This is a genomic window from Methanospirillum sp., from assembly GCF_035560735.1.
Classification (GTDB): domain Archaea; phylum Halobacteriota; class Methanomicrobia; order Methanomicrobiales; family Methanospirillaceae; genus Methanospirillum.
This window is the reverse complement of record NZ_DATMYY010000054.1, coordinates 1-12,702: the sequence shown is the minus strand read 5'-3', so window position 1 is coordinate 12,702 and position 12,702 is coordinate 1. Positions and strand designations below refer to the sequence as shown.

General features: G+C 48.4%; 11 protein-coding genes. 4 read left to right on the top strand and 7 right to left on the bottom strand.

What is annotated here, in order from left to right; all coding sequences use genetic code 11:
• Both VN429_RS01455 and VN429_RS01450 read left to right on the top strand, forming a co-directional pair.
• Window positions 1–1,977: PAS domain S-box protein (locus tag VN429_RS01455; protein ID WP_325629025.1), on the top strand; the 1,977-nt coding region annotated here is incomplete at its 5' end.
• Between the two features lie 15 nt (window positions 1,978–1,992).
• Window positions 1,993–3,336: a PP2C family protein-serine/threonine phosphatase gene (locus VN429_RS01450; RefSeq protein WP_325629023.1), complete on the top strand. Its 1,344-nt coding sequence runs from the start codon at window positions 1,993–1,995 to the stop codon at window positions 3,334–3,336.
• Here VN429_RS01450 and VN429_RS01445 read toward each other — a convergent pair.
• Window positions 3,333–3,812: an OsmC family protein gene (locus VN429_RS01445; RefSeq protein WP_325629021.1), complete on the bottom strand. Its 480-nt coding sequence runs from the start codon at window positions 3,810–3,812 to the stop codon at window positions 3,333–3,335. The genes VN429_RS01450 and VN429_RS01445 overlap by 4 nt on opposite strands.
• Before the next feature lie 61 nt (window positions 3,813–3,873).
• Window positions 3,874–4,635, bottom strand: coding sequence for a PP2C family protein-serine/threonine phosphatase (locus VN429_RS01440; protein WP_325629019.1), 762 nt, complete (start codon window positions 4,633–4,635; stop codon window positions 3,874–3,876).
• Window positions 4,636–4,722: 87 nt separating this feature from the next.
• Here VN429_RS01440 and VN429_RS01435 point away from each other — a divergent pair, with 87 nt between their 5' ends.
• Both VN429_RS01435 and VN429_RS01430 read left to right on the top strand, forming a co-directional pair.
• Window positions 4,723–5,883, top strand: a complete 1,161-nt coding sequence (locus tag VN429_RS01435; protein WP_325629027.1) for a V-type ATP synthase subunit C — start codon at window positions 4,723–4,725, stop codon at window positions 5,881–5,883.
• A gap of 8 nt (window positions 5,884–5,891) precedes the next feature.
• Window positions 5,892–6,569, top strand: a complete 678-nt coding sequence (locus tag VN429_RS01430) for a V-type ATP synthase subunit D (RefSeq protein ID WP_325629017.1) — start codon at window positions 5,892–5,894, stop codon at window positions 6,567–6,569.
• A 10-nt stretch (window positions 6,570–6,579) separates the two neighbouring features.
• Here VN429_RS01430 and VN429_RS01425 read toward each other — a convergent pair whose 3' ends face one another.
• The 5 genes from VN429_RS01425 to VN429_RS01405 all read right to left on the bottom strand — a co-directional run bounded on the left by VN429_RS01425 (window position 6,580) and on the right by VN429_RS01405 (window position 12,561).
• A complete protein-coding gene (locus VN429_RS01425) occupies window positions 6,580–7,431 on the bottom strand; it encodes a methanogenesis marker 8 protein (protein ID WP_325629015.1) in 852 nt (283 codons plus the stop codon).
• Window positions 7,428–8,402, bottom strand: coding sequence for a hypothetical protein (locus tag VN429_RS01420; protein ID WP_325629013.1), 975 nt, complete (start codon window positions 8,400–8,402; stop codon window positions 7,428–7,430). Before VN429_RS01420 ends, VN429_RS01425 begins: the two co-directional genes overlap by 4 nt.
• A gap of 89 nt (window positions 8,403–8,491) precedes the next feature.
• On the bottom strand, window positions 8,492–9,994 hold the full coding sequence (locus VN429_RS01415; protein ID WP_325629011.1) for a PKD domain-containing protein: 1,503 nt from the start codon (window positions 9,992–9,994) through the stop codon (window positions 8,492–8,494).
• Window positions 9,995–10,101: 107 nt separating this feature from the next.
• A complete protein-coding gene (locus VN429_RS01410; RefSeq protein WP_325629009.1) occupies window positions 10,102–11,655 on the bottom strand; it encodes a PKD domain-containing protein in 1,554 nt (517 codons plus the stop codon).
• 276 nt (window positions 11,656–11,931) lie between these two features.
• Entirely contained in the window at window positions 11,932–12,561 is a 630-nt protein-coding gene (locus VN429_RS01405; protein ID WP_325629006.1) for a tetratricopeptide repeat protein, read from the bottom strand.
• Window positions 12,562–12,702 lie beyond the last annotated feature (141 nt).

Sequence of the window (12,702 nt, the reverse complement as noted above, 5' to 3'; positions counted from 1 at the left end):
GGTAAAGGATGTGAAGAGACAATAATTCAGGCACTTGAGAGTGGTGCTGATTTTTATATAAAAAAGGAAGGGGATCCCAGCGATCAATTTACTGAACTCCAAAACAAGATAGAAAAGGCAGTGTCAGAGAAAAAAGTCACTTGTGATAAAGAAAATCCAGACTGCCAGATATCTGACATCATAAACTCCCTTCCTGATGCATCATTTGCTATCGATCAAGCAGGGATGGTGATTGCCTGGAACAAGGCGATAGAGGAGATGACAGGGGTCCTGGCAGATGCCATGCTGGGAAGATCCGGTTTTGAATATGCGATCCCGTTTTATGGTACGCATCGCAAGACCCTGATAGACCTCGTCCTCTTTCCAGATAAGGAGATTGAATCAACATACTCTTCGTTTTTGAGAAAACAAGAGAACGTGATAATTGCTGAAACGATTATCCACAAACCTCATGGTGATCATCAGTGGCTTTGGGCAAGAGCAGGCCCACTGTACGACGATCACAAGAATATTGTAGGCGCTATAGAATCGATCAGAGACATATCAGACTGGAAGCAAACAGAAAAAGGCCTGCTTGAAAGCAGGGACTACCTGAACCAGATCTTTTCTACAGTGAAAGAGGGGATCATCATCGTTGATGCGAAGACGCACACAATCGTGGACCTTAACCCTGCTGCCGCTGCCTTGATTGGGGCAGAAAAAGAGAATATCGTTGGTAAAGTATGCCATAAGTTCATCTGTCCTGCTGAAAAGGGTGAATGCCCGATTACCGATCTCAACCAGATCATTGAAAATAAAGAACGAATTTTACTGACCGCAGACGGCAGAAAGGTTCCAATTATAAAAAACGGATTCCCGTTCCAATTCCAGGGGAGAGAGATGCTGCTGGAGACATTTTTTGACAACACCCAGCGAATTCTGGATCTTGAAGCACTTAGGCAGAGCGAGGAGAAGTTCAGATCGTTTGTTGAAAATGCCAATGATGTGGTCTATGACCTGACTCCTGATGGTGTCTTCACCTACGTCTCTCCAAACTGGACATCCATCCTGGGCCACCCGGTTGATGATGTTATGGGTAAACATTTTTGCCAATTTGTCCATCCCGACGAGATTGCCCGGTGTAATGAACATGTCAGAACCATCCTCTCAACCGGAACAGGGCAGGCCGGAATTGAGTACAGAGTTCGCCACCATGATGGAACATGGAAGTGGCATGTCTCAAACAATGCACCGAACCGCGATGCCCAGGGGCGGATAAAATCTATCATCGGCATCGGGCGTGATATTACTGATCAGAGACGGATGGAGGACAAATTAAAACAGGCTTACCGGCAACTAAACCTTCTTTCCGGGATTACCAGGCACGACATCCTGAACAAGATCTCTGTCATCACCGGCCTTCTGGTTCTTGTCAGGGAGATGACAAACAACCAGGAAGCAGAAGAGTATATCAACAAAATTAATGAGTCTATCAAGATAATCAGAGCAGAGATCGAGTTTACCAGGGTGTATGAGGATCTCGGTTCTCATGAGCCGCAATGGCAATCTCTTGATCATATCATGAATACCATCTGGGTGCCTGATTCCATCAGCCTCTCATCAGATACAAAAAATATCTCTGTTCTTGCAGATCCGATGTTTGAGAAGGTTTTTTTTAATTTACTGGACGACTCCATCACACACGGTGAACATGTACATTCCATCAGCGTGACTACTGAACCAGGGAAGGATACACTCACTATAACCTGGACAGACGACGGTGGTGGGATTTCAGCCGAGGCAAAATCAAAGATTTTCAATAGAGGGTATGGAGTTCATACCGGTCTGGGCCTCTTTTTATCACGTGAGATCCTCAGGATAACTGGTATCACGATAGAAGAGAATGGTGTTCCGGGAGAAGGTGCACGCTTTGAGATCACCGTTCCGAAAGGAATGTGGCGAATTGATCACAGGATATCTGGAGAGCAAACCGGATGATCACGCAGGGGTCCGATGTTTATTGAACCGATGGTGATTGGAGATCTCCTAGAGAAATTGTCAACTGTCTGTTTTGCTGCGTACCTGCTAACGAGTCTGAAGGGCGTAGACAAATACACCGGCAGGGAGCAGTCATGGCGATATATCGCCATAATATCGGTGATTTTTGGGATTCTCTACGCATTCGGGTATTATGCAGGGAGCGGTACAGTAACCGATTTCTTAAGCATCAAGAAGATCGGGCCCAATATGGCAGGGCTCATCGCAGGGCCATTTGCCGGAGTCGGGGCTGCAGCTTTTGGTCTCCTTCTTCAGGGAACCGGGACTGGCGGGATACCAATAGATACCCTGCTTACTGAACTCATGAACGGATTTGTCTGTGGGATCGTGTTTCTGCTGAACGGCAGGAGGCTGATCAAAGTCTGGTATGCAGTCCTGCTTGGTGCAGTGCTCACCACCGCTGATTCTATCATAACTCTTTTCTTTTACCAGGGGATTGATCTCTCAAGACTTCTTCTCTTCAACATCGCATCAATAGAAATTCTGGTGATCGCAACCGGCATGGGCCTTTTTACTCTGCTGATGCACAATGTCGCAAGAGAACGGGAGATAAGCGGGACTGCCTCACGGCTTGAAGGACAGGTTCTTGCAGCACGGGAGATCCAGAAGGGATACCTGCCTTCCAGTATTCCTGCCATGAAAGGGATCAGGGTTGCTGCAAAGTTGATCCCGATGCATGAAGTGGGTGGTGACTTTTACGATTTTCAGCAGATCACACCCACCAGGTGTTTCTTTTGCATCGGAGATGTTGCTGGAAAAGGAGTCTCTGCAGCATTTGTGATGGCATCATCCCTGACCCTGCTGCGCAATGCACTCATCTACTCACACAGACCTGCTGAGATCCTCTCCCAGGTCAACCAGGGGCTTATCAGGAGCAGCAATGACAGCCTGTTTGTCACTCTCCTTGTAGGAATTATGGATATTGAGACTGGGTTGATAACCTACGCGAACGCTGGTCACAATCCCCCATTTCTCATTAGTGAAAACACTACTGCTCTGATCCCTATGGAACCTGATATCCCGGTGGGAACATTTGATGACTACCAATACCAGCAGAAGGAGTTCACGCTGAAGAGCGGTGAACAACTCGTGCTGTACACCGATGGCGTAACCGAGTGTGAGAATAAAACTGGGATGCTCGGGGTTGAGCCGGTTATAAGAGCACTTACGGGCTTAAGGGCATCAGACCCCGATACCACAGCTCAGACCATCACAGAACTTGTGTTTACATATGCCGGGAGCGGGATTCCCGGTGATGATGTTACCGTTCTTGTGATCGGACGCGATCAGGATCCTTAAGAATTCTGATCAGGTCTGATGTGATGTTCGAATGTGACATTGCCGACACCGGCAAACATCGCAGCAATCGGACAGAGATGCGTCAGGGTTCTGGTCATGATTTCTGATATCTGGTCACTGCCTACCAGACCGGACAGGGTGATAATCAGATGCACCCGTTCAAACACAGCAGGGAGTTTCTGTCTTCGCTCTGCCTGAATTCTGATAGTAAGCAGACTGGGAGTGATCCTCTGATCACTGAGTGAAAGTAGTATTTTGATTCCGACACAACCCCCGAGTGAGGCGATGAGGTACTCAATGGGATTTGGAATCTTTCCACCTCCGCCGAGGTGAACATGTGCATCAATCGGAATTGTCAAACCTGAAGAAGTTTCAGCAGTGAACTGCATGCCACCGGTATGGGAGACGGTCATCGAGACCGGCTGAAACTCCATCCGTGACTGATCCCAGGTAATTTCAGATTCCATGGTACTCATGTAGAGCCAGGAAATCTATACTTTTTGCAGATGGAAAAGTGGCCACAGGACCACCATGAGTTCAGCCGATCAGAACTACACTGATATTATCAGGGCCCCCACCAGCAAGACAGGCCTTCAGCAGGGCATCTGTGGCTGACTGAAGATCTCCATCCATTGCTAGTGTGAAGATGGTGTCATCTCTGATCACCTCCCAGACTCCGTCAGTGCATATCAGCAGCCGTCCGGAGCCGGACCATGGAACCTGGTTTACCAATACCGTCGGAGCAGGCCTGCTGGGATCACCTGATACTGAGGCGGTGATAATGTTGCGGTACTGGTGTGTATACACCTGTTCGCTGGTTATGGCCCCGCTGTCACAGAGTTCCTGAACAAGGGAGTGATCATGGGAGAGTCGTTCAGCCTTTCCTTTATCGATGAGGTACACCCTGGAGTCACCACAGTTGAAGATGAGTGCATGATCAGAAAAGAGGACTACACCCGCGACTGTTGTCCCAAAACCGGTGTACGAGGGATCAGCACGGACAATCCTGTCAAGGGTTTCTTTTGCCCCTTGGATCATCGCGGTGACCGCTGTAGGAGACTTTGGAACCTGAACCCTTGAACAGTACTCCAGAACGGTTCGGCTGGCTACCTCGCCGTGAACTGCGCCACCTATTCCGTCTGCGACCATGAAGAGGGCAGGCAGGCCAGGAATATCCACAAGCTCAGCCCGGTCCATGCCTGCAATATTGATCACCTTTCCCGGAACCAGGATGCTGTCCTCGTTACCTGACCGGAGGTATCCACGATGGGTGAGGTAAGAACAGCGTGGTGACATCATGAGATCTGCTGTACCTGATACCCGGATCCTGAAGAGTATTCTGATCCACCAGATACACCATTACCAGGATTTCAGAGATGACCGTGCATCTTTAAGGTTCACCGAGAAACCGTAACTAAAAGGAGGAGAAGACTGCACCATTTTCCGATCACCCCAACTGCGTATATCTATATCTGCACCAGACTTACCGTCAGGAAGGCACGACTCATCAAAAGAGACCAGTATATGCGGCTTTTAAACATGGATCTCAACCAGATTAGCAGATTTATTGGTGAGACCGAGTACCAGAACGAGGTGAACGAACTTGCCGGTAGTCTCTCTGGAATCGCTTTGATTGAAGGAGCCCTCACCAGAAACCTGGCTAATACCTACCGGAGTGTGGTTGCAATAACTCCCGGAACCCTCCATGAACTCACCGTGCGGTACCTTGCCAGATGGGACATCTGGAACGTGATGCTTGTGCTCCGGAGCAGACAGTTCAATATCCCTCCCGACCAGATACGGCAGGTGCTGATCCCTGCAGGAGGGATATCTCCTGGACAAATTGAGACCCTGCTCTCGCAGCGAACAATACATGATGTTATCGAGGGGCTTGAGAAGTGGGAACTGTATCCGGTTCTGAAAGATGGTTTTGCCGCAGGATATCAGAAAGGGCTGTTTGCAGAGGTTGAAAACTCTCTCTACCTGTCATTTTACAAAAATTACTACAAGGATGCAAAATCAGGTATCAGGGGCGGCGATGCTATCCTTCCGTACATACGGTTTGAGATAGACATTGTCAATATCAGGAACCTCTTCAGGCTTAGGGCTGGAAGTAGGGTGAGCGACATCAAACCATACATAATACCAGGAGGAAATCTGAGGCCAGAATATTTCCAGCAGATGTATCCTATCGAGGATAAACAGCAGTTTATCGCAGGGATGCAACAGGCGAAGATTCTACCAATTCTGATGGAAGCACTGCAGGATGTGAGATGCAATGAATCAGTCTGTGAGGCTGATGCTGCAGATCTCATCTGGAAACTCTGGGCTGAACGAAAGACACCTCTCTTTGCGATGATGATGGCAGTTACAAGGCTTCGTCTTCGTCGTCTCGAACAGATTTCAAGGAGATATCCTTTCTCGGCTTTGCCTATTCTCTCATACCTTGAGCACAAGAGACATGAGGTTGCAAACCTCCGGGCTATTGCCAGGGGAAAACAGTTCGGCCTTGATGCTGATCATATCAGGCGATACCTGGTCATGTAGGAGGAGTTATGGCGTATCAGACCGATGTGAAACCAACCCGTGCCGGCCTTCTTGCACTCAAAAATAGACTCAGGATGGCACGCAAGGCATACAAGATTTTGAGTATGAAACTTGACGGGTTGATCCTTGAGGTGACACGTCTTGCTCCTCAGGTGAAAAAGGAGTACGAACTCCTGATCAGCCGTTACAAACGTACCCAGTTTCTGATTGCAGCAGCGTATATGATAGAAGGAACAGTAGGTGTGACCGTCGCTGCCTACTCAGTTGAGGTAAAGCCAGAAATCGACCTCTCACAGCGTAATGTCTTCGGAGTCAAAGTTCCGGTGATCACCGGAAAAAATGTTAAAACAGACGTAATTCAACGAGGGTACGGACTGCTTGGAACAACCCTTGTCATTGACGATCTCGCTGACTCATACGAAGAACTCCTCGACGCCATTATAGTGTATGCAGGAAATGAAGCAACACTGAAACGGCTTTTGGCTGAGATTGAGCGGATAAGCAGGAGAGTCAAGGCACTTGAACATATGGTTATCCCAACCCTTGAGGAGACTGAACTGTATATCTCACGGATGCGTGATGAGATAGAACGTGAGGATACAAGCAGACTCTTCCATGTGAAGAGGCGAAAAGAGGCAACAGCCGAAGTTGTTGAGCAGGAGAGAAAAAAGAGAACAGAGGGGTGAGTTAACTGGATCAGACCAGGGGGCCCGGTGTCTTTTCTCCAATTACCGGAAGGGTAGTATGGCTGACCAGAATCTGATTCGGGATAACGGCAAGCCGTGCTAGGAGGAGCTCCTTGCCTCTCTTGGTGAGGATGAAGATAGGAACTGAAGTTCCTGCCTGCATAAGAGCCTTTTTTCCACATACTTCCCTGATATGAAGGGATGCGCAGCCTGTTGAAATGTCAGCAACTGCTGCGATTCTGACTGCATCGTCATGTGAGGTTCCAGTGACATGTACTGCCATGATAACAGCATCAGGGTCTGCTTTCCTCACTACTTCAGCAGCATCCGCACCTGCAACGGTTACAAGCAGATGGGAGTATCCGGCCTTGTGTGCCGCAGCAACTCCGGCTAGAGGATCCATAGATGCATGCACTGGATCTGGCACGATGCCTCCACCAGCCTCTATCCTTTCGATGACAGACCTGATTGGAGAGGTTGAGACAAGACCTGACATCCTGCCACCAATCCCCTGGGCCATTGCAGGATCAGTTACCACAACGGTTCCCGCACCATCACATGCCAGGACTGCTGCATCAATGATCCCTGATGCTAGACCGGTGCGGGTGAGCTCAGACGCACCGAACCCGACAAAATCATCATCAGAAGTGAGAGAGCGTTCAGGAGTACACATCCCGAATGCTTCAATCCGGTTCTCAATATTTTTCTTTACAGCTTCTGGTGTGAACTCTTCTACCGGGCATGCAAACCGTTTTGCAAGAGGGCAGTCGGTGATGACTGCTTCACTGACCTCCACGACTTTTCCATCACGAACAACTATCCGGGATCGCCCAATCGCTTCTATGATGTGTTCATCAGTCATGGATACTTCCTCATTGCCAGAATCGCTCCACCTGCAAGAGCCGGAAGAAGAACCAGGAAGCCTAATCCTGATTTCGGAGTCTGGGTTGGCGTCGGAGTTGGAGGAAGTGGGAAGGGAGTTCTGGTAGGGCCTGGAGTGAAGACCGGGGTTGGTTCATCAGTTGGAGTGGCAGGGGCTGAAGTGATGACAGGCGCAGGAGTCTCATCGGCACCTTTATTGTTTTTAGCATCTTTCTCGTCACCGGCGGCATGGGTTGGAGACAGGGTGAGCTTGATGTTGTCAATGTAGCCTTCAGCCTGGGGCCCTGATGTTCCATCACCAATCGCAGTGAGATATAAGTTCGTCAGATCCTCAATCTTTCCAGATACCGGAGCTGAGGCAGTGAAGATGACATCTGGAGAGCCCTGCTGTTGCACAACAATAGATGCACGGCTATCTGCTGCGTAGTAGGTCAGTTTCACATGGTAGGTTGTGTTGTCTTCAAACCGTACCGTTGCACCAGAACTGCCAGTTGACGGACTTGATCCAACCAGGTTCAAGGAATTCTCTTTTGATACCGTTTTCAGGTAGAAAAGTCTGCCATCTTTCTTGTTGGCCAGTTCCACCATAAGCAAAGGACCTCTCTGGCTGTCCTTTTTGTCGGTACCTATACCGAATCTGAAGGATGAGCCATCATCGGTCTTTTCCGGGGTGACATCAAACTCAAGAGTAAACTGACCGTTCACCTTTTGAGGAAGAGTGTAGGCAGAATACCCTCCGGTACCCCCTTCAAGAAGGTAATGATATCTTCCGGTCTCAATTTCAGGGTAAAACCTGTCTTTACTATTAGTGATCCAACCCTCTGCATTTGTAAAGTCGGTTGAATACAGAACCGACCCGTCATCAGCAGGGGCAGCAGAGCAGGGAAAGGCTGCTCCTGCCAGGCAAAGCAGCAGGAATGCAAGGAGCATATGGGGGGTGTACAGATGCATGATACTCAGATCTATTCTGATTGAAAGGATGAATATCTGCTCGTCAGGCAAGAAATTTTGATGTCCTGACTTGTGAAAAAAAGAACGGGTTATCCCCGCTGGAACTCGGTAATTCCACCCTGGAAGTTCATAGCCCTGCTTGACTTCTGATAGAAGAACTTCTGATCGCTCCCTGGTCCAAGCCCGACAAACCTGAGCTTCGGGGTCTTGACATATTTGTACTCTTCCTGGTCGATGAAGAGCTTGTCATATACATCTCCAGCCGGTATGGTAAGGTTCAGAGTGGATGAGAAACTATCATACCCGCCGACCTTGAAGTCGTTCACCGGACCACGGGCTATGATCTCCTCGTTCTTTACCAGTGTTACATCGTTGAAATTAAACGCTACGAACTGATTCTTATCAGATGATATTGTTCCATCTGATGAGCCTCCTCCATAAATGAGTTGGATGATATCACCAGGGATAAACTGGTATATCTTGCCTGCTATCTTGATAGAACTGACCGGATCAGTGATTCTCAATCTAATGTATCCATCAGGCTCAAGATTTCCGGCTATACTGTTTGTCATATAGACATCCATCTTGGTCGGAGCGGTTACGTTGATTCCAACAGGAGGAGAGAATTTGTTGGTACCATACGCGTTTGTAACTGTTAGGGTGACATTGTAATCCCCGCCATTTTGGAAGATGTGAACCGGGTTCTTATCTGTTGACTGGGTGCCGTCTCCAAATGACCATTCATACTGCTTCGGACTTCCGGTTGAGAGGTCAGTGAACTGCACAGTAAGCGGAGACTGTCCACTCTTTGGTTCTGCAAGATAGTTTGCCATCGGCGGCGAGCCTATGGTAACATAATTTTCAGCAGTCTTCCGGTTTGATCCATACGAATTAGACACCAACAGGCTGACAGTATAGGAGTTTGGCACGAAGTATGTGTGAACCGGATTCTGCAGTGTTGAGGTTGTACCATCACCAAAACTCCAGAGCCAGTTCCCGATCTTTCCATAACTCATGTCGCGGAATGAGACGGTCAAGGGTGGATCTCCAACAAGGGGATCAGCAGTGAAATCAGCAGCTGGCGGCTGATATGGATCTGCATCCTTGAACTCAACAGGGATGATGGTCGCTGCAGGTGCCGGTGTTGAGGTTGCTACAATCTCGACCGGAATCGGAGTTGCACTCACCTTTGGTGGCGGCTCTATTCGTGCCTTGTCGATGAGAACGCTCTCGCCTTTGTCGGTCATGTAATAGATCTCAACAACCCTGGGAGATTCTGGTGCCGGGTAGAAGAGCTGGACATTCTCTCCTTCAGACCAGGGCCAGGCTCCGTTCATGAAGTTGAGATTCTGGTTGTTTACTACATCGCCGTTGACCCTGATTACAAGCCGGTCTGACGGGAGCGGATCACCACTTACATGATGCATCACAATCGAGTCACCCTCTCCCTCGATTGAGATGGACGCTTTTGGTATCTTCTCGGTGATCGGGTTCCATAAGACAAGAGAGAGCCCGAGAACAAAGAGGACGATCATGACCACCGCCAGTACGATGATCGTCTGCATTTGAGACATCGCCTGATCATATCGCATTATTGAATCACCCATCCGAATAATTTGAGGTCGCTGCCCCATTATCAGCAACCTTCAGCAATCGTTTTGTTAATGTTGAACCTGCTTCTATTTGTTTGATAGTAAAATCATTGTGTTGAGATAGTGGAGACTTCATACGACCCCACACCACCTCTAAAGGTGAATCCTGCTGAATTCTGCACGCTGAAGAGAAGTTTACCATATGAGTCAAGGCCAACATTGCTGAAGATGATCTGCTGGCCTGGTGCTGCATTTACCATCGGCTGGCCTCCAACGAGGCCCTTCGCACCATCTCTGCCTGCTACTGCTTTTATGGTGATATCTGCAGTCTCAAACTGGAGGTACTGATTGATATTGATGACTGAAATGGTACCATTCTCCACCTCTTCGCCATTCACAATCATGGTGACATTACTGTAATCGCATTTCAAGATGGCATTTGATACCACAGATAGATCTCCGTTTCCACCGCTACCTAGAAGCAGCTCGACGTGATCTCCTAAATTCAGGTAATGATCACGTCCACCAATCCTGATGTTGGTCCCCGGGCCCTTGACTGTGAAGAAGATCTTCGCATCAGCACTGACCTGTGCTTTACCGGTTCCCTGGATTATGGTGTCCTGTCTCAGTGATGGAGAGACTACTACCTGACGAGTCGGAGGAACGGCCGGACTGTCTTCAGGATCACAGAACCTGACATCAAGCGAGATATTGTAGGTGCCCGGGAATGGGTAGACATGGGACGGACTCCGTTTCATCGTAGTTATTCCGTCGCCAAAGTTCCAGACCCGGTTTCTGATACAGCCAGTTGAGAGGTCATTGCACTGGATTGTTAGTGGTGCAGCTCCAGATGCAGGTTGAACATCCATGCTTACCCCTCCTGCTGTAACAGGTGCTACAACCGGGACCTGTGTCTGGACTAGTGTCTGCGGGACAGGCTGCAGCGTTACTTCTGGTGAAGCGGGCTGCTCGCTAGCTGCCGGGGGCGATACAGGTGTACTACTCTGAGTAGGAGCCTGTTGATCAGGAGTAATCATCGGTTCAGGTGTTGGAGTTGAGACAGGTTGGACCGTGGTTGTGTACACGGTGTACTCTGTTGACTTTGGTTTATAGAGCAGAGTTACAACTGCCGGTTTGGTATATCCTGATGTGTCTACCCTGAGCACGGTGCCTAACGACCAGGGCCATGCTCCCCCGCCCATAAGCATAAATTTATCAGAAGATGCGGGTGCCCCGTTGATCTGAATAGTAAGGAATTCCTCGTTGAGTGGTGCCCCTCCAGCATGATAGAGGAAGAGATCCTCTCCGGTCTGACTTGGATTGATGGTTACATCCGGTGCTTTGTCTGAGAATGTCGGGAGTACAAAGAAGATAGCAGCAACGAGTATTGCTGCTATGGCTACCGCAGCGACGATAAGATACCTGATATCGACTTCAAGGCCTTCTTTTTCAGGTACAGGTTCAGGCTCTCTTGCGTGCTCCTGCTCAATTTCTTCGATGGCTGGTTCTTCTTCCTCTTCAGTCTCGTCCAGTTCCAACTCATCATCCAATGAGTCGTCCGTTGATTCTTTGGTATGCTGAGATGCTTGATCCTGGGCTGCTTCTGCAATCAGCTCCTCATCATCAAGCAGTTCCAGCATATCATCTTCTTCTTCATTCATGGAATTACTCCAGACTATCCCGGGGCGGCAGGCAGATAAACAGGGTAGATATCTGTATGATACCTATATTAAAGATATTATATAAAATATGGCCCGTAAAAGAAAAGGTAATAGTGTATTATTTCCGGCCGTTTACGCCATAACCCCTTATACAATGAAGTGCGTCATTTAACATTTGTATTTCTTGTTCGATTTTATTGATCCGATCATCTATCTTATTTTACATAAAATGCGTAGCATTTTCACGAAAATATGAGCACCAGAAAAACCAGGGTTTTAGGACACGAGTCCTACCTTGTGGGGAAGATCCGGATCTATCTCACTCGCTTTTCTCAGGTTCATGGCATAACCTCCATAATCCCCTGTTGATTTCTGTACCACAGCGAGATTGTACCAGGCCCATTGGTTAGTAGGATCTAATGCAATTGCATCGCTGAATGCCTGTTCTGCTTCCGGGTAATGAGCAAGAGCCTGCTCTGCTGTTCCAAGATGATATCGGGCCCAGGCATTCTTTGGATCTGACTTTATTGCATTCTGGTACATTGATATCGCTTGAGGGATCTGGTTTCGCTCTTGTAGGAAATTGCCCCTAAATATCCAGGCCCAGGTATTGTTTGTGTCAGTGGTGGTCGCATTTTTAAAGGCATCATATGACGGAGTGATCCAGTTCATCCCCTGCATTGCCTTTCCCAGGTTGAGCCAGGCCCAGGTATTATTAGGATCGAGTTCGGTTGCGTTTCTAAACGCTGCTGCCGCATCCTGATATTTACTCTGGTTTAACAGTTCAACGCCCTTGTCATACCAGGCAGTGGAATCTTCTGCAAAGCAACACTGGGCAATGAGTGCTAGAGAGAGGAGGGTAAAGAAAAACACAAGGGATCGCATAGAGGATGAGTAGGTTATCATCCCTCATCATACCTTCCCTGATGGGAAAAGTGGGAATTGGTAACAGTACAGAGTATTGAGATTTTCGTGTTGATATTTCAAACCAGATGTATCTACGTTTGATAAGGGTCAATCATTCATTGAAAAAATTCACACAGGGAC